Source organism: Streptomyces sp. NPDC039423, assembly GCF_055598725.1.
The window spans coordinates 362,574-379,423 of sequence record NZ_JBVKAH010000004.1; the positions used below are offsets into that span (position 1 = coordinate 362,574).

Annotated in this window: 15 protein-coding genes and 1 pseudogene; 5 read left to right on the forward strand and 11 right to left on the reverse strand. The window is 75.0% G+C overall.

Translation table 11 applies throughout. The annotated features are described in order from the left end of the window. Positions 1 to 5 precede the first annotated feature (5 nt). The 4 genes from ACZ7LK_RS15805 to ACZ7LK_RS15820 all read right to left on the reverse strand — a co-directional run bounded on the left by ACZ7LK_RS15805 (position 6) and on the right by ACZ7LK_RS15820 (position 2,062). On the reverse strand, positions 6 to 443 hold the full coding sequence (locus ACZ7LK_RS15805; RefSeq protein ID WP_469463346.1) for a DUF350 domain-containing protein: 438 nt from the start codon (positions 441 to 443) through the stop codon (positions 6 to 8). A 70-nt stretch (positions 444 to 513) separates the two neighbouring features. Further along, a complete protein-coding gene (locus ACZ7LK_RS15810) occupies positions 514 to 927 on the reverse strand; it encodes a DUF4247 domain-containing protein (protein ID WP_392273554.1) in 414 nt (137 codons plus the stop codon). Further along, complete coding sequence (locus ACZ7LK_RS15815) at positions 924 to 1,418, reverse strand: DUF2617 family protein (RefSeq protein WP_392273553.1); 495 nt, start codon at positions 1,416 to 1,418, stop codon at positions 924 to 926. Before ACZ7LK_RS15815 ends, ACZ7LK_RS15810 begins: the two co-directional genes overlap by 4 nt. Positions 1,419 to 1,567: 149 nt before the next feature. Continuing rightward, the gene (locus tag ACZ7LK_RS15820) at positions 1,568 to 2,062 is read right to left on the reverse strand and encodes an MSMEG_6728 family protein (protein WP_471141568.1); all 495 of its coding nucleotides are present in this window, start codon (positions 2,060 to 2,062) and stop codon (positions 1,568 to 1,570) included. A gap of 191 nt (positions 2,063 to 2,253) precedes the next feature. Here ACZ7LK_RS15820 and ACZ7LK_RS15825 point away from each other — a divergent pair, with 191 nt between their 5' ends. From ACZ7LK_RS15825 to ACZ7LK_RS15835, 3 genes are all read left to right on the forward strand, one after another. Next, complete coding sequence (locus tag ACZ7LK_RS15825; protein ID WP_471141144.1) at positions 2,254 to 2,451, forward strand: hypothetical protein; 198 nt, start codon at positions 2,254 to 2,256, stop codon at positions 2,449 to 2,451. A 72-nt stretch (positions 2,452 to 2,523) separates the two neighbouring features. Continuing rightward, a complete protein-coding gene (locus ACZ7LK_RS15830) occupies positions 2,524 to 2,982 on the forward strand; it encodes an RrF2 family transcriptional regulator (RefSeq protein WP_469463343.1) in 459 nt (152 codons plus the stop codon). Positions 2,983 to 3,427: 445 nt separating this feature from the next. After that, complete coding sequence (locus ACZ7LK_RS15835) at positions 3,428 to 4,675, forward strand: acyl-CoA dehydrogenase family protein (protein WP_471141147.1); 1,248 nt, start codon at positions 3,428 to 3,430, stop codon at positions 4,673 to 4,675. Between the two features lie 62 nt (positions 4,676 to 4,737). On the opposite strand, the gene ACZ7LK_RS15840 is transcribed toward ACZ7LK_RS15835, so the two are convergent. From ACZ7LK_RS15840 to ACZ7LK_RS15870, 7 genes and pseudogenes are all read right to left on the reverse strand, one after another. Next, entirely contained in the window at positions 4,738 to 5,436 is a 699-nt protein-coding gene (locus ACZ7LK_RS15840; protein ID WP_469463341.1) for a ribonuclease H family protein, read from the reverse strand. 434 nt (positions 5,437 to 5,870) lie between these two features. Beyond that, positions 5,871 to 6,257: a VOC family protein gene (locus tag ACZ7LK_RS15845; protein ID WP_392273548.1), complete on the reverse strand. Its 387-nt coding sequence runs from the start codon at positions 6,255 to 6,257 to the stop codon at positions 5,871 to 5,873. A gap of 90 nt (positions 6,258 to 6,347) precedes the next feature. After that, positions 6,348 to 8,153, reverse strand: coding sequence for a ferritin-like domain-containing protein (locus ACZ7LK_RS15850; RefSeq protein ID WP_471141152.1), 1,806 nt, complete (start codon positions 8,151 to 8,153; stop codon positions 6,348 to 6,350). Further along, complete coding sequence (locus tag ACZ7LK_RS15855; protein ID WP_471141155.1) at positions 8,153 to 10,930, reverse strand: xanthine dehydrogenase family protein molybdopterin-binding subunit; 2,778 nt, start codon at positions 10,928 to 10,930, stop codon at positions 8,153 to 8,155. Before ACZ7LK_RS15855 ends, ACZ7LK_RS15850 begins: the two co-directional genes overlap by 1 nt. Continuing rightward, a complete protein-coding gene (locus tag ACZ7LK_RS15860) occupies positions 10,861 to 11,673 on the reverse strand; it encodes an HPP family protein (protein WP_471141158.1) in 813 nt (270 codons plus the stop codon). The genes ACZ7LK_RS15855 and ACZ7LK_RS15860 overlap by 70 nt, the downstream gene beginning before the upstream one ends. Before the next feature lie 466 nt (positions 11,674 to 12,139). Continuing rightward, positions 12,140 to 12,706 (reverse strand): annotated as a pseudogene (locus ACZ7LK_RS15865) (polysaccharide deacetylase family protein); the annotation flags it as partial. A gap of 114 nt (positions 12,707 to 12,820) precedes the next feature. Further along, positions 12,821 to 14,803 carry an APC family permease gene (locus tag ACZ7LK_RS15870; protein WP_471141161.1) on the reverse strand — a complete coding sequence of 661 codons (1,983 nt, stop codon included), beginning with the start codon at positions 14,801 to 14,803 and terminating at the stop codon, positions 12,821 to 12,823. A 166-nt stretch (positions 14,804 to 14,969) separates the two neighbouring features. Between ACZ7LK_RS15870 and ACZ7LK_RS15875 the strand changes: the two genes are divergently transcribed. Both ACZ7LK_RS15875 and ACZ7LK_RS15880 read left to right on the forward strand, forming a co-directional pair. Continuing rightward, entirely contained in the window at positions 14,970 to 16,058 is a 1,089-nt protein-coding gene (locus ACZ7LK_RS15875) for a magnesium and cobalt transport protein CorA (protein WP_392273542.1), read from the forward strand. 174 nt (positions 16,059 to 16,232) lie between these two features. Then, entirely contained in the window at positions 16,233 to 16,838 is a 606-nt protein-coding gene (locus ACZ7LK_RS15880) for a TMEM175 family protein (protein WP_469463336.1), read from the forward strand. Positions 16,839 to 16,850: the final 12 nt, after the last annotated feature.

The window sequence follows — 16,850 nt, forward strand, 5'->3', positions numbered from 1 at the left end:
CGGGTTCAGGAAACGGCGGCGCCGACCATGAAGGCCGTGCCGAGGTACATGGCGGCCTGGACCCAGGCGGCGGGGTGGGGGCTCGTCCCGTTGTCGTCGAGCACGGCGTGGCCCAGGCGCCCAGGGGTGAGCAGCCCGACGATGACCGAGATCAGCGTCATCACGACGACACCGGCGAGGCCGTACAGCAGGGTGCTGACCAGGCCCTCGGCGAGGCCCAGCTCGGATTCGCTGGCCCGGATGGACTGCTCGATGACGAGGCCGATGGCGAGCGTCTGGCCGGCGAGGAGGACGGCGGCGCCCCGGTTGCGCTCGGTCCACACCACGTGGAGGAGCTTGCCGGGGGTGACGAGGTCGAGCGCGATGAAGCCGACCGCCATCACGACGAAGCCGACCAGGCCGTAGAGCAGGGCGGTGCCTGCCGACTCGAAGATCTCTGCCACGGTGTGCCTTTCGGGGACGTCGTCGAGGGATGCGGAGGGAAGGGGGGTGCGGAGGGGCGGACGCGTCGCGTCACTTGCCGGAGCCGGGGCCCCCGCCGCGGAACGCGGCGCTGTCGGGGTCCGGCCAGACCGACCCGACGTGGGTGCGCCAACGGCTGTAACCCGTGCGGTAGTCGGCGATCTCGATCAGGCTGCCGGTGCCGCTGGTGTGCGGGCTTATGGCGACGATGTCGTTGCGGTAGCGGAGGAACTCCTTGCCGCCGTCGCTGACGCGGTCGACGGCGGAGGTGTTGCCGTTGATCTCCCCCGCGACCTTGGGCACCGGGTCGGTGCGGTCGACGTAGTCGGCGCCGCTGGAGGAGTACTGGCCGCGGATCCAGCCGGACGGGACGTCGTTGCCGTCGTCGTCGTCCGGGTCGCTGGAACAGGCGGCGAGGGCGAGGGTGGCGAGGAGCATCACGCTGATGCGTCGGGCGGTCTTCATCGGGCCTCCAGCCGGGTGTGCGTCGCCACGATCCGGCGGCTCTGCGGGTAGGTGTGCCAGGTGCGCCAGCTCAGCCCGGTGTCCTCCGGCTCCACGGTGAGGGCGGTGACGGCTTCCGGTGAGCCGGGGAAGACCCCGTACAGGGACCGGGGGTGGTCCTCCGAGCGGTCGCGGATCCGGGCCACCCGGGTGCTGAACTCCCGTGGGCCGTACTGGCGTACGCGCGCGCCGAAGCCGTAGTGCCAGCCGTCGAAGTCCCGGGCCGCGGTGTCGGGCAGACCGCCCGCGACGCCGGGCAGGCAGGCGACGGTCTCCCCGACCGGCCCGGCGAACACCTGGTGGGAGGCGCCCAGCAGTCTCAGTTGTACGTCGAGTCCGCCGACGGTCAGGTCGCGCACGGCGAGCGCCTCGCGCGGCGGACGTCCGAGCACGAACGACAACTGGTCGGCGTCGGTGTCCAGGTACGGGGTCGTCAGCGCTATACCGCTCATCCGACGCCGCCCGGGCACCCGACCAGTACCGTGCCGAGGACGGCGGGCTCGAATCTCAACGGTGGTTCCCCCGACTGCGAAAGTGCTTGGAGCGCGGCCGAGTATGGCACAGGCGCCCCACGCGCCTCATCCGGGGCTGGGCGGGGCCCTCAGCCCCCGTCGCCGGCCGGACGGGCCGCCGCTTCCCGGTCGGAGCCGGGCCACACGTAGGGCAGGTCGTCCGGGACGCCGGTGAAGCGCGCCGCGTAGAAGTCCGGGTCCTTGCGCAGCAGGGCCGACTGGTGGCTGCGGTGGAAGGCGGGGTCGCCCAGCCAGAACGGCACCTCACCGGCCCCGGCGAGCTCGTCCTGCGGACGGACGGGCGCGCCGGAGCGGAAGGCGTGGAAGTCCGCGAGCAGGGAGGCGGCGCAGGTGTCGCGGTGCCCCCGCTCGGTCCAGGCCGCGCACACGTCCAGGCCGTAGCGGACCAGGGCCTCCTCGTAGCCGATCCACATCCGTACCGCGGGGTGGTGCCGCCAGCCGTAGCCGGGCACGGTCAGCCCGCGCAGCACCTGGAGAGCCTCGACCCGCTGCTTGCCCAGACGGCGCGGGTCCAGCACCTCGGCGCACGCCGAGAACGCCGGGTACGGCAGGAAGGTCTGCACATCCACGTGTCTACCGCCCCTGGGCCGTCTCCGCACGCCGGGGTACGGAGCCGCGCGCCGGCCCGTACGGGGGCGGGACCGGGACCGGACGGCGGACGAGCGGCCGGCCGTTCACCCACCCACGGGATGGGGACATCCGTTCGGGGTGGTGGACGTCGTGACGCCGGGCGGGGCCGGCAGTTGAACAGGGCATGAAGAAGCGCAGCATGCTCGCCGTCGCCTCCCTCGTCGCCGGAGCGGCGATCGCCGCCCTCAGCCCGGCGCCGCCCGCCGCCCAGGCGGTCACCTCCGACGGGCCGTCCGGCGCGGACGTCGTCGGCTCGGTGGAGGACTTGGACGGCACGGACGACACGGACGACACGGACGACGAGTCCGCCCCGCGCGCGTAGCCGCGTACGGGCACGGCGCCGCCGCACGGGGCACGGCGCCGAGGGCAACGGCACGTGCGGGATAATGCCGCCATGCGGATTTCAGCCAGGGCGGACTACGCGGTGCGCGCCGCACTGCTCCTCGCCGTCGGCGAACGGAGCGACCCCCTGAAGGCGGAGGCCATGGCCGAGGCGCAGGAGATCCCGCACAAGTTCCTCGAAGGCATCCTGAACGACATGCGGCGCGGTGGCCTGGTCACCAGCCAGCGCGGGGTGAACGGCGGCTACCGGCTGGCCCGGCCCGCCGGAGAGATCAGCGTCGCCGACGTCGTCCGGGCGGTGGACGGCCCGTTGGTGTCGGTACGGGGCGTCAGGCCGCCGGAACTGTCGTACAGCGGCCCGGCGGAGTCGCTGCTGCCGCTGTGGATCGCGTTGCGCGCGAACGTCCGGAGCATCCTGGAGGGCGTCTCGCTGGCGGACGTGGCGTCGGGCCGCCTGCCTGAGGGCGTGCACGCGCTGGCGGAGGACCCCGCCGCCTGGTCCAACCCCTGAGACAGCGTCATAGCCGCCTGACGTGCGGCGTCTCGGCACGCGAGACGTGGCCGACCACCATGTGAGCCGCCCCTTGTTCCGGTGTCCCCTGCCGAGCAATATCCCTACCAACCCGATAGGGAAACTAGGGATTGGGGGGTGCGACGCATGGACCCGTACGCCGTGTGCGCCGCCGGGCCACACCGGCCGTGGTCCGGCGGGCGCCCGGCGCTCCCCTGTCTTCGGGCCTGTCATGCCCCTGCCTCACGGTCGGCCCCCTCGCCCCGACGACCACCCGCGGCACCGGTGCCCCGGCCCGTCTCCGGCGCGCCCTCCCGCCCCGTACGCCCCGCACGCCCCGTACGCCCACGACACCAGGAGTACCGCCCATGACCACCGCCCCCGCCCCCCACGGCGCCGAGGCCGCCCCGGCCGCCGGGCACCGCCCCACGACCCCGGCCCGCCGGTGACCTCCGCCACCGCCAAGACGGTGACCGCGCCCGCCCCGGTGACCGACGCCGGACCGGAACCCGGAGCCGGGTCCGGGTTCGGGCCCGGCCCCGGAGCCGGACCCGCCGGCCGTACCGATGTCCTCCGCGTCGCGCGGGACGTCGCGGACGACCTCGCCGCCGACGCCGTCCCCCGGGACCGGGCCGGCCGGCAGCCGGCCGACGAGGCCGCCCGGCTGCGGGAGGCCGGACTGCCCGGCCTCCTTGTCCCGCCGGGCCCGGGGCGCGGGGTCGACTGGCGCACCGGCTGCGCCGTCATCCAGGAGGTCGCCACCGCGGACAGCTCCGTCGGCGCGTTACTGGCCCGCCATTACGTGCACACCTGGAGCGGCCGCTTCTACGGCGCCGCGCACCGCGCGTCCGCACTCGAGGGGGACACCGCCCGCGAACAGTGGCTCTGGTCCGGTGACGTGCACACCACACCCCCCGACGGCGCCGCCCCGGAGCTGACCCTGACCCCGCTCGGCTCCGGCCACCTGCTCCACGGGAGGGTGGCGGTCGACACGGCCGTGACCGTCGCCGACCAGTTCGTCGTGGACGCCTTCTGCGCCGTGACGGGCGACGTCCTGGTCGTCCGCGTGCCGTCGGGCCGGCCGGGGGTGTCCGTCGAGCCCGCGGGGGACCGGCTCGGACAGCGGGTCGCGGGTGCGGGCAGCGTCACCTTCGACCGGGTGACCGTCGCCCCGGCCCAGGTGCTCGGCCCGCGTCCGCACGACGCGGAATCGACGGCGCCGTTCACCGCGCTGGCCGACCCCGCGCTCCGGCTCGCCCTGTGCCACGTGGGCCTGGGCATCGCCGAAGGGGCCCTCGCCGAGGCCCGCGACACCAGCAGGAACGCGCTGCCCGCCAAGGACCCGGACCTCCTCCTCGCGTACGGCGAGCTGGCCTCCGCGGCCCACACCGCCGCCGTGGTCGTCGAGCGGGCGACGGAGACGATGGCCGGGGCCCTGGAGGCGGGGCCGCACCTCGGTGTGGAGGAGCCCGCGGACGTCGCCGCCCTGGTGGCCACGGCCGAGACCGTCACGGCCCGGGCTGCCCTGCACATCACCACCCGGGTGCTGGAGCTGGCCGACACCCCCGGCCTGGACCGGTTCTGGCGCAACGCCCGGGTGCTGACGGCCCACCGCTCCACGGCCCACCGGCTCCGTGACATCGGCGAGCACTACCTCAACGGGACGCACCGCCTCGCGGCGGTGGGCCGCTGAGCTCCCGGGCCCGGCCGCGGCCGCGGGCCCCCCGCCCCGGCCGTCCCGGGCCGGCCGGGGCCTCAGCCCGCCGCGCCCCCGGGGGTCGCGGTCGCGCAGTCGGGGTGGCCCCAGCGGGTCCCGAGCTTGGCGATCCGCTCCCCGGCCGCGTACGACCGGCCGCAGGGGCAGGTGCCGCGGAACTTCGCCTTGATGGTGCCGGAGGTGGTGCGGCCCGGGCGCTTCCCGGCGCCCCCGGCCTTCGCACGGGCCGGGGCGGTGCGGGCCGGCGCGGGCACCGGAACCTCCACGGCACCGAGCGCGGTACCGGCGGCCTCCTGGGTGAGCGCCGCGTCGCTCGCGGCCTGGTCGGCGATCGCGTTCAGCGGGTCGCCGCCCACCTGGTGGGCCGGCACGTAACGGAACTCGACCTCCCGTTCCGCCAGAAGCGCGTCGATGCCCTCGACGAGCTCCTGGTTGGCGACGGGCTTGCCGGCCGCCGTCCGCCAGCCGTTCCGCTTCCAGTTGGGCAGCCACTGCGTGACGGCCTTCATGGCGTACTGGGAGTCCATCCGCACCTCCAGGGAGGTCCCGGGGTCGACGGCCTCCAGCAGCCGCAGCAGAGCGGTGAGTTCCCCCACGTTGTTGGTGGCCCGGCCCAGCGGCCCGGCCTCCCAGCGCTCGGGGCGGCCCTCCGCGTCGGCGATGACCCACGCCCAGCCGGCCGGGCCGGGGTTTCCCTTGGCCGCCCCGTCACAGGCGGCGATGATGCGATCGGACATCCTCCGATCATGCCCTACGGCGGGACCCGGCCGGCCCACGGGCCCGGGCGGGCGGTCCGGACCCGCGTGCGCCCGGGCCGGGGCACACCGGGCACGCCGTGGCCTGGTTCGGACAACACCGGCTCGTGTCGCGGTGTCCGCGCCTCCGCAGGACCCCGGGTGCGGCACCATGTGCTCCATGTCGGCTTCCGCACTCCGGACGGTCACGGCCGGGAGGCCAACTTCTCTGGCTGGGAGGCCAGTTGAACGCCGACGGGACGGGTACGGAAGTGACCGGCGCGACGCACGGTGCGGGCGGGCGTCGGCGGGGGGACGGGGGCGGGGGCCGGCGGGAGGGGGACGGCCCGCGGCCGGGGGTGCGGGACTGGCTGGACGTCGGCCGCGCGATGCGGCGGGACGGCTGCTGCTCGCCGGAGCCCGGCCGCGGGTGAGGCTCAGGCCTCGGCGTCCTCCGGGTACCAGCGCAGCTCGACGGTGTTGCCGTCCGGGTCCCGCACGTACACCGACTGCGCGCTGCCCCGGGCGCCGAACCGGCTGACCGGCCCCTCCAGCACGTCGAACGTGCCCGAGTCGATGACCTCCTGCCAGTCCAGGGGCTCCACGACCAGGCAGATGTGGTCCACGTTGGACTCGCCGCGCGGACGGCCGAACAGGTCGATGATCATCGTCGGGCTGACCCGGACGGACGGGAACGGCACCGTGCCGGCCCGCCATTCCTCGACCCGGACCGGTTCCAGGCCGAGCGGCCCGCAGTAGAACTCCAGCGACCGCTCCACGTCCGCCACGTTCAGCACCACGTGGTCGAAGTCCTTGACCCGCACGGGCCACCCCCTTCACCGGCGGCCCGCGCACGGGCCGGCCGCATCGTCCGACACCGGAAATACGAGGTCACCGTACCCGGCCCGGATCCCTCACCCGCCGGCCAGCTCCCACAGGGTCTCCGGCGCGCAGGTGTGGGCGTAGTCGGGCGGCAGGTGCCGGGCGTGGCGTTCCTGGGCCAGCACGATCTGACGGACCATCCCCCGGCAGAGCTCCAGGTTCTCGGCGTCGCCGCGGCCGGGCGCGTACCCGGCGACGAAGGCGTCGAAGGGGACGCCCTCGCGGTGGCGGGCCAGGGCCGTCCCCAGGGCGCGCAGCGGACCGGTCATGTGGCGGCGGGCCGCGCTGTGGAACCGGCCCCCCTGCCGGTAGGACCGGTCCAGCAGCATGCAGACCGCCCAGTAGTGCAGGTTCGACAGGTGGCGCAGCACCGGGACGGTCTCGTCCGGCACCGGTTCGCCGGACGGCGGGAGACCGGTGGCGAGGCGCAGCGGGACGACCGGGTGGTCGGGGCTCGCGGGGTTCCAGACGTCCTGGCCGCCGAGGAGGGCGGGGTGGGTGCCCTCGAACAGGGCGCGGAAGAGCGCGAAGTGCTCGCTCTCGCCCTCTTCGCGGAGCAGGTCGAGCCGGGCGGACCAGGCAGGGTAGTCGAGCCGGTCCGGTTCCCGGGCCCGGAGCAGCTCCAGGACCCGGGCGACCTTGCGGTAGAGGCTGCCGACCTGGTTGGGGCGGGGCGCGGGGGCGGGGCCGGAGCCGAGCACCTCGTACAGGCGGGCGACGAAGGCGCGGTCCTCGGGGGTCTGCTGCTGGTCGGGGTCGACCGCCCGGGGCGAGGCCTCGACGTAGACGTACTTGGCCAGGCTGTACGGGCTCAGCGGCTCCAGGGTGAAGTCGAAGGGGTAGATGTCCTGTTCGTACGGGAACTGCTGGCGTCCCAGGTGGGGGGCGGCACCCAGGGCGACCAGGAGCGAGTTGACGATGTCGAGGTGGGTCATCTCCTCGATGGCCACGCCCATCAGGTGCAGGGGGCGGCCTCCGTAGCGGTGGCTGGGCCAGCCGGCGAGGGAGGTGAAGCGGGGCACCTTCACGGAGAACGCCGCGTACAGGTACTGGACCAGCAGCGAGTGCTCGATCTCGGCGCCGTCGCGCAGCAGCCGGATCAGTTCGAGGGTGGGATCGTCGAACAGGGGCGTGTAACCGAGTTGTTCGGCCTCGGCGGTGGTGAGCGGGCGGGCGGCCGCCGGGCTTCGGGCGCCGCTGCGGACCGCCCCGGACCGGGTGGTGGCGTCCGGGGCGGGGGCGCCGGCCGGGGTGGCGGGGAGGGTCGCCGTACGGTGCACCGTGCGGTGCCCGTCGGCGGCGGACCGCACCGCCTCCCCGTACCGGTCGTACCCGGTGCAACGGCAGACGTGCGGGCCGAGGACCGTGGCGACCAGCTCGTCCAGGACGTCCTGGTCGTCCTGGACGTCCGGACCGTCCCCGTCCCCGGTGCCGGCCGCCTCGCGGGCGAGCCGCGCGTGTTCGGCGACCACGCTGCCGGCGACGGCGAACCCGGCCGCGCAGTAGCCGCACTGGAAGGCGTCCCGGTCGAGGAACGCCTGCTGGACCGGGTGCAGCGCGCCGTCCTCGGCGAGCCCCTCGACGGTCGTCACCTCCCAGCCGCGCACGTGCCGCATGCTCGTCATGCAGGCCTGGCGCGTCACGGGCGGCAGCCCCGGAGCCGTCCGGACGGCGACGGTGCAGGCGCGGCACTCGCCGATCGAGCAGCCGATCCTGGTGCCGGTCAGCCCCAGCTCCTCGTGCAGGAAGTGCACGAGCGACAGGTCTCCCGGCACCCGCCGTCCGTTGTGCCGTACGCCGTTGACGGTGACGTCCAGCTCGGTCTGCGGTTCCTGCATCACGGCCGTCCATCGGTGGGGAGGGGCAGATCCGCGAGGCGGATCGGGGTACGGGTGGGCCAGCAGCGGTCGTCGGTGTGGCCGAGGGCGTGGGCGACGGCGTTGGCGATCGCGGGACCGACGCCCGTCATGGTGGCCTCGCCGACGCCCTTGTGGCGCATGGCCGGCTGTCCGGGGCCGAGGACGCCGCCGTCGGGGAGCGGGACGAGCACCGTCTCGCGGCGGATGCCGGTGATGTCGGCGTACCGGGCCAGCCGGTAGCGGTCCAGGTTGACGAACGGCCCGGCGCCGGTCTCCTCGGGCAGTTCCTCGTGCAGCGCGTGGGAGATGCCCATCGCCAGTCCTCCCTCGACCTGGCCTTCGAGCGCCGAGGGCAGCAGGGCGTCCCCGGCGTCGAGGAAGGTGACCGCGTCCGTCACCCGCAGGGTGCCCCGGCGCGGGGACAGTTCCACGCCGATCAGGTGTCCGGCGGCGGCGTACAGGGAGCGGGGGACGACCAGGCCGCCGGGGCCTCGCGCGGGCGGTGCCCGCAGCGGGCCGTGGGGTTCCAGCGGGAGCGGGTCGTCCGTGGGGCCCTGCCCCAGGGCCAGGGCGTCGACGGCCGCCCGGTGCTCGACGCCGTCGACCCGGAAGGTCGCCCCGGACCAGCCGTTGCAGAAGTAGCCGTGGGCCAGGGCGTAGGTCTCGCCTCCGGTGCGGCGCAGTTCGCCGGCGAGCGCGGCCAGCGGGACGGGGTCGCGGCCGGGTAGCCGTACGGCACCGTCGCGCCAGGCGGCCAGCAACTGCGCGTCGGTGAGGCCAGGGTCGCCCAGCAGGGTCCGGGCGGCGGGCAGGATGCGCAGGCGCAGCAGGGCGAGGCACACCTCGCGCAGGACGTGGACGTGGAAGAACGCCGTCTTGGAGGCGCTGCTGGCGCCGTGCGACAGGGAGATCTTGACCGTGGAGTGCAGGTTGCGGTCCCGCAGCCGCCGGGCGAACCGCTCGAAGGGCCCCACCACGCCGAGGCGGGCGACGGCCGGTACCCCCAGCACGCCGTGGGCGGCGTGCTCCAGGGCGAGCCGTGCGGACTGCCCCATGTCGATGGTCTGTCCCCAGACCTCGGCGCGACCGTCCTCGGTGAGGCGGACGGCGCTGTACACGCTGTCCTGGCTCGTTCCGTACGCCTCCATGCAGCAGGCGAAGCCGACGCCGCGGAGGGTGCCGTCGCCCCGGTCGGCGGCGCGGGCGCGCGCCGCGTCGCGCTCCCGCCACAGGGGGTGTTCCAGCGCCGCGGCGCAGACCTCGGCGTTCCCGACGTGGAAGCGCAGCGGGGTGCCGGCGAGGTCGACGTCACCGTCGCCGGGCGTTCCGTCGCCGGGCGTGCCGTCGTCCGGCGTTCCGTCGCCGGGCGTTCCGTCGTCCGGCATTCCGTCGCCGTGCGGGCGCAGCACGTTGGCGAGGCGGAACCGGATGGGGTCGGTGCGCAGACGGCGTACGGCGAGCCGGTCGAGGGCCGTCTCCAGGTTGAACGCGACCTGGGGGATGCCGAAGCCCCGCATCGATCCCACCGGCGGGATGGCCCGCTCCAGCACGATCGCGTGCACGGAGGCGCGGGGCACACGGTAGGGGCCGGTGGCGTGCAGCGCGGCGAGCCCGAGGACGGCTCCGTTGAGGTTGGCCTCGACCCCGCCGCGCAGCACGACGAAGGAGCGGACGGCGTGGAGGCGCCCGTCGGGGGTGGCGCGGATCCAGCTTCGCATCGCGGACTCGTGGCGCTTGAGCCCGCCCTGGAACTGCTCCCGCCGGTCGTAGGCGAGGCGGACCGGTACGGGGGAGAAGACCGCGGCGAGCGCGAGGTAGAAGGGGAACGGCGACTTGTCCCGGCCGCCGAAGCCGCCGCCGCACTCGGTCGCGGTCAGCCGCACGCCGCGCACGGTGGGGTGGCCGTCGCCCAGCAGGTCGAGGATGTCGGGGACGTCGCTGTGCGGGGACTGGGTGCCCAGCAGCATGTGCAGCAGGCCGGTGGCACGGTCGAGCCAGGCCAGTCCGGCCTCGGGTTCGAGGAAGGCCGGGTCGGTCTGCTGGGTGAAGGTGGTGGTCTCGACGACGTGTTCGGCCCCGTCCGCCATGTCGGCCTCGACGGCCCGGTACAGGTCCTCGGCCTCGGTGTCGGGCATGTCGTTCCGGACGAACGAGGTCCCGTCGAAGGTGGTGCGCCCCCGCTGCCAGAACGAGTAGCCGTCGGGCCTGGTGCGGTCCAGCAGGTAGTGACTCTGGCGCTGGGTGCCGGTGAACCGGCGGCGGGTCCAGTCCCGCAGCTCGTCCTCGATGGTCCGGCCGTCGTCCTGGCCGGCCCGCGGCCCGTACAGCACGGGGCCGGGGTCCTCGCGGAGTTCCTGGGCGGCCCGGCGGAACCGCACGAAGTCGCCGTACAGCGCGATGGCGACGGGCTGGCCGAGGTAGTCGGCGCGCTCGCCCACCGGCAGGAGGGCCTGGACCCGGTCGGTGGAGACCCTGTTGCGGTACGGCGGCTCGGGCAGGTCCGCCGCGGTCACCACGGTGTCGGGCCGGAGGCCGGGCGGCAGCAGGCCGAGGTCCAGGCCGGTGAAGGGCCGGTCCACGCAGCGGCTGCGGAGCAGCAGGGCGTGGGCGCACTCGGCGGGCCAGCCCTCGGCGGCGAGGTCCCGGGGCCGGAAGTCGCTCGCGTAGACCTTGCCGCCGGTCACCTTCAGCCGCCGTACCGCCTCGGCGCCGTCGGTGGCGTCCGTTCTCCGGACGCCCTCGGCCTCACCGCCCATGATCCCGTCCTCGTCCCATGCCCTGGCGGCGCTCCTCGCGTCCGCGGCCGTGGGCCCAGCTCAGCAGCGGTGCGCGGCCCCGGCAACGCGGCCGTGTCCGAACGGGTGCCGCCACGGGGAGCCCGGTCCTGGACCGGCCGGGGGCACCACCAGTAGGCGGGGTACCTCGGGGCCCGGGGGCGGATCCGGGAGGCGGCGTACTCGGCCAGGATCATCAGCGTCGCGGCGCCGAGCAGCAGCGGGACGAACCGGCCGGCCGCGGGGGTCTGGAGGACGATGACGACGGTCGTGGCGCAGGCCGGGGAATGGGGGGCGCGGGCGACCATGAGGAGGGCGAGGGTGATGCCGGCCGCCACGGCCGCCGCCCAGGGGCTGCTGCCGGCGGTGGCGAGCGCGGTGTAACCCACGGCGGCGCCGATGAGGTGGCCGGCGAGGACGGAGCGGGGCTGGGCGGGGGGCAGAGTGGGCGCGCTGTGGACGAGGGCGGCGCTGGCGGCCAGCGGGGGTATCAGCACCGGCTCGTGGATCACCGCGCCGATCGCGGCGAGGACCAGGAGGCCCGTGGTGGCCGCGGTGAAGCTGTAGAACGCCCCGGTGAGGGCGGGCCGGTCGGGGGCACGGCCGGTGGCGGTGCGGCGCCGCTGGGGCGGGCGGCCGCGGGCGGGGCCGGCGGAGTCGCCGGGCGGGGCGGTACGGGCGGCCGGGGCGGGGTCGGCGGGCAGCGTGGATTCGGCACTCAGCACGGAGGTCTCCGGGGCGGGGCGGGCGGCACACGGCCGGTCGGGGGCGGGGCTGGAGCGGTCGGTGCTGTGCGGAGCATGCCCTGTGGTCGACAGAGGCGCTGACCTTGCGCCGGTCCCGGTCGGTCGGGCGCAGTCCGCCGGTCATGTTACCGAGGCGCCGGGTGGCCCACGGTGGGGGCACCGGGAGCGGGCGGGCCGCCGGGCGGGGTGCCGCGCCGGTCAGCAGGTCCCGCAGGCCGGCGAACCGGTAGCCGCGGGACCGGTAGGCGTCGATGACACGGGGCAGCGCCTCGGCGTCGAGCACGGTGGTCCGGCCGGCCGGGTCCCCGATGTGCATCTGGAGGATCGCGCCGGGCCGCAGGGCGTCCACGGCCCGGCGTACCGCCCGGTCCGCGGTCATCCCGCCGGCGGTGCCGAGGTAGCCCTTGGTGTCGGCGGTGAACTCGATGTCGGCGAAGCCCAGCGCGTTCACCTCGGCGATGTGCCGGGGCGTGGTGGCGCCGTACGGGAAGCGGAAGAACGGCAGCGGTCGGGTGCCGGACGCCGCGCGGACGGCCCGGTCCGCGAGCAGCACCTCCCTCGCCCGCCCGGAGGGGGTCAGTCGGGCGAAGCGCGGGTGCGTGTGGGAGTGGTTGCCGAGGCCGTGTCCGGCCGCCGCGATCCGGCGGACCGCGTCGGGGTGGCGGAGGGCGAAGTCGCCCGTCGGGAAGAAGGTGGCGGGCACCCCGTGGTGGGCGAGGACGGCCAGCACGGTGTCCAGGCCCCGGTCGTCCCAGGCCGCGTTGAACGTGAGCGCGGCCACCCGGCGGTCCGTCCGGATCGTCCGGTTCTCCGACCCGTACAGCGCCCGCAGGCGCCCCTCGTCCCACCCCGCCGTGGCCCCCACCGTCCGCCGCGCCGCGGCGTCGTGCGGGGGCGCGGCGCCCGTGAGCGGCGCGGTGACGAGGACCACGGCCGCCGCCGTGGCCGGCACCGCCCAGGCAGCCCGTACCCGTCCGGACCCGTGTCGTCCCGTTCTGGAGTGCACCGTCACACCTCCCCCATCGGCGCGGGCCCGCTGCCTCTTGAGCCCCGGAGCGCCCGCACGGCGGCCGGTGGCCGTGCGGGCGCGGGTGGTCGGGCGGGCGTGCGGGCGGGCGGGGGGCTGTCAGCCGCCGACGTGGATGCCGGGGCGCCGGTCGGGGTCGGGCTCGTGGCTCCGGATGATCTCGCGGGTGACGGGTGCGGTGTCGCCGCGGCCGAGCAGGAAGTACCGGAACATGTGCATCAGCGGGCTGCCCTCCGCCCAGGCGAAGTAGCAGTGCGGGCGTACGCCGGTGGCGTCGCGCAGCGCGAGCAGGATCGCGGCGATGGCGTTGGGGGCGGCCGGGGCGTGGGCGCGCAGCACCCGGTGGCCGTCGACCTCGACGCCGTGGACGGTGAGGGTGTCGCTGAAGTCCGACGGGTCGACCACGTCGATCTCCAGGAAGAGGATGTCGGCTGGGCCGGGGACGGGGTTGGTGCCGCGCTGTTCCCGCTCCTTTCCGCGGTACTCGGCGTCGTCGCCCGCCTGGCGCCGGTTGGCGATGATGTTGATGGCGCCGTCGTGGGCGAGGGTGTCGGTCAGGAAGCGCCGGGCGGTCTCGTCGAAGACGATGCGGTCGGCGCGCAGTTCGGTGGTGCGGGAGACGCGGGAGACCAGGGACACGACGACGATGCCCGCGATGAACAGGCCGGAGATGGCGATGCCGCCGGGCTTGTCGACGATGTTGGCGATCAGCGCGTAGAGGAGCACGGCGGTGAGCACACCGAAGCCCGCGGCACCCGCCCGCCGGCCGTGGCGGGCCGTGGACACGGTCACCGCGAAGGCGCCGGAGACCATCATGGCCAGGATGCCGGTGGCGTACGCGCCGGCCTGGGCGTCGACGTCGGCGCCGAAGGCGAGGGTGATGAGGACGCACAGCGCGGTGTAGACCAGCACGACGGGCCGTACGGCGCGCCCCCATTCGGGGGCCATGCCGTAGTCGGGCAGGTAGCGGGGCACGATGTTGACCAGTCCCGCCATGGCGGACGCGCCGGCGAACCAGAGGATGAGGATGGTGCTGATGTCGTAGACGGTGCCGAAGCCCTCGCCGAGGTGTTCGTGGGCCAGCCAGGCCAGGGCGCGTCCGTTCGCCGCGCCCCCGGGTGCGAACTCGCGGGCGGGGATGAGGACGGCGGTGACGAAGCTCGCGGACAGCAGGTAGACGCTCATCACCAGCGCGGCGGTGGTGAGGAGCGCGCGGGTGTTGCGGATACGCGCCCGCAGGCGCCGTTCGTCGTCGGCGCCGTCGGCCGCCACCAGCGGCATCATGCTGACGCCGGTCTCGAAGCCGGACAGGCCCAGCACCAGCAGCGGGAACGCCATCAGCGCGGGCCCCAGCAGGTCGCCGGGGCCGGCGCCGCCGCCGGTCAGCGCGTCGGTCCAGGCCGCCAGGGCGCCGGGGGTGGTGAACACCTGGGCGGCCCCGACGGCGATGACGATCGCGTTGAGCGCCAGGAAGACGGCGACCAGCGGGATGGCGACGTTGACCGCCTCGCTGAACCCGAGCAGGAACACCCCGCCGAGCAGCAGCAACAGGACGACCGTGAGCGCGACTTCGTGCCCGTGCAGGGCGGCCGGGAAGAAGGGGTTCTCCACCACGTGCACCGAGGCGTCGGCGGTGGACAGGGTGATGGTGATGATCCAGGACGTGGCCACGAACCCGAGCAGGACGAGCACGAACAACTTGCCCCACCAGAACGGCAGCAGGTCCTCCAGCATCGCCACCGACCCCGCCCCGTGGGGGCTCTCCCGCGCGACCCGCCGGTACATCGGCAGCATCCCGAGCAGGGTCAGCGCCACGATCAGGAGCGTGGCCAGGGGGGAGACCGCCCCGGCCGCGAGCGCGGCGATGGCCGGCACGTACGCCAGGCTGGAGAAGTAGTCGACGCCGGTCAGGCACATCACCTTCCACCAGGGGTGCTCTTCGGTGTTCCCCTCCCCCGCCGCCCGGCCCACCGGCTGCACACGGTGGCGCAGGAGCCAGCGGGCGACCGCCCCGGTGGGCTGCGTCCGCGCCGCGGGACTCGCCACCGATTCGGGTACGACCGTGTTACCGATGTCCGTCATCGTCTCTGTGACCCCTTCTGTCCGGTCGAGGCGTCGGCCTCCACACCCACCCGCTTGCCCCGGACCGGGGACGTCACCGACCATGAGGCCTGCTCGTCGCGCCGGACGGGCCCGACGCCGCCGGACACTGGCACCCGGCCCGCCGGTTGTTCGAAGGAGCCCGCAGTTGCCCGTGATACGCAGCCTGCGCCGAGTGGTGCGCCGCGCCTACCGCAGGACCGTGGACCTGAGCCACCCGGCCCGTTCACCGCTGGGCACCTCGGTGATGAACTGCGTGGTCTACGAGGACGGCGTCCGGCTCTCCGGGTTCCACCGTGCGGACGAGGCCGTACGGTACGTGCGGAAGGCCGGCCGAGGGTTCGTCTGGCTGGGCCTGCACGAACCGTCCGAGGAGGAGTTCGCCGGGTTCGCCGACGTGTTCGAGCTGCCTCCCGCCGTCGTGAAGGACGCGGTGCGTCCCCACCGGCGGCCCAGGGTGGAGGCGCACGACGGCACGCTGCTGGCGGTCTTCAAGACGTGCCGGTACGTCGAGCACACCGAACTCACCGCCACCAGCGAGGTGGTGGACACCGGCGAGATCACGGTCTTCACCGGGCCGGACTTCGTCATCACCGTCCGGCACGGCCCGCACGGTTCGCTGGGCCCGCTCCGGGAAGCGCTGGAGGAGTGTCCCGAACAGCTCGCCAAGGGGCCGTCCGCGGTGCTGCACGCGGTCGCCGACCGGCTGATGGACGACTTCCTCGCCGTCGCCGACGCGCTCCAGGACGACCTCGACCACGTGGAGACGGTCGTCTTCAGCGAGCAGGCGGCGCGCGGGGACGCCGGCCGGATCTACCAGCTCAAGCGGGAACTGCTGGAGCTGCGGCGGGCCGTGACCCCGCTCGACCGGCCCCTGCACGCCCTCGCCACCGCGCCGCTCGCACCCGTCGCCCCGGACGTCCGGCCGTACTTCCGCGACGTGGCCGACCACCACCTGCGCGTCACCGAGCAGATCACCGCCTACGACGCGCTGCTCGACTCGATCCTCCAGGCCCATCTGGCGCAGGTGACGGTCGCTCAGAACGAGGACATGCGCAAGATCACCGCCTGGGCTGCGATCGTCGCCGTGCCCACCATGGTGTGCGGGGTGTACGGCATGAATTTCGACCACATGCCCGAGCTGCGCTGGAGGTACGGCTATCCGCTGGCCCTCGGGGTCATCGCCCTCGCCTGTTTCCTGATCCACCGGGGCTTCCGCCGCAACGGCTGGCTCTGAGCGGGGGCCCCGCCGGCACCGCGGCGGGGCGCGGGGCGGACGAGCGCGGTGGACGGGCGTGGCGCGGGGCGGACGGACGGGGCGACGGGGCGGACGGACGGAGCGCCGGGGCCGGTCCGCGACACGCGCGGACGGGCCTGGGCGCGCGGGCCGCGCGGGTGTTACTACAGGGCCATGGAGAAGGGCCAGGGGCGCGCCGCCGCCCGGACCGGCGGGCCGCGACTGCCCTCGCACCGGATGTTCGCCCTCACCGACGGCGTCATGGCCATCGCCATGACCCTGCTGGTGCTGGACATCGAGCTGCCGGAGGGGCTGAGCGGCCGGGCGCTGCACGACGCGCTCGACGACGTGGCGTCGCAGGTGGCGACCTTCCTGCTGAGCGCCGTGGTGATCGCGCTGTTCTGGCAGGCCCACCACACGGCGCTGCGGGGCGCGGAGTGGCTCGACGCCCGCCTGTTCTGGCTGAACGTGGCCTTCCTCGTCCTGGTCTCCCTGATCCCGTTCCCGACGCGGGTGCTGGAGGCCTACGCCCATCTGCCCCTCGGCCCGGGCCTGTACGGGGCCGTCATCGGCACGGCGGCGCTGGTGCTGTACGCGATGCAGCGGCACATCGCGCGGTCCCCGGCGTACGGGCGCGGCGGCCGTACGCCCTTCCCGGCGCAGGCCTTCGTGTTCCTGCTCTCGGTCGGCATCGCCCCGTTCTCGCCGCAGGCGGCCCTCTACAGCTGGATCGCCTCGGTGCCCCTGTCGCTGCTGGTCGACCGGCGCGCGGCCGGGTAGCCCTGCCCGGGC

Bases quoted from the DNA above. Each gene is read 5' to 3' on its own strand.
- ACZ7LK_RS15810 (WP_392273554.1), bottom strand. From the start codon at position 927: ATGAAGACCGCCCGACGCATCAGCGTGATGCTCCTCGCCACCCTCGCC.
- ACZ7LK_RS15815 (WP_392273553.1), bottom strand. From the start codon at position 1,418: ATGAGCGGTATAGCGCTGACGACCCCGTACCTGGACACCGACGCCGAC.
- ACZ7LK_RS15825 (WP_471141144.1), top strand. From the start codon at position 2,254: ATGAAGAAGCGCAGCATGCTCGCCGTCGCCTCCCTCGTCGCCGGAGCG.
- ACZ7LK_RS15830 (WP_469463343.1), top strand. From the start codon at position 2,524: ATGCGGATTTCAGCCAGGGCGGACTACGCGGTGCGCGCCGCACTGCTC.
- ACZ7LK_RS15840 (WP_469463341.1), bottom strand. From the start codon at position 5,436: ATGTCCGATCGCATCATCGCCGCCTGTGACGGGGCGGCCAAGGGAAAC.
- ACZ7LK_RS15850 (WP_471141152.1), bottom strand. From the start codon at position 8,153: ATGCAGGAACCGCAGACCGAGCTGGACGTCACCGTCAACGGCGTACGG.
- ACZ7LK_RS15855 (WP_471141155.1), bottom strand. From the start codon at position 10,930: ATGGGCGGTGAGGCCGAGGGCGTCCGGAGAACGGACGCCACCGACGGC.
- ACZ7LK_RS15870 (WP_471141161.1), bottom strand. From the start codon at position 14,803: ATGACGGACATCGGTAACACGGTCGTACCCGAATCGGTGGCGAGTCCC.
- ACZ7LK_RS15880 (WP_469463336.1), top strand. From the start codon at position 16,233: ATGGAGAAGGGCCAGGGGCGCGCCGCCGCCCGGACCGGCGGGCCGCGA.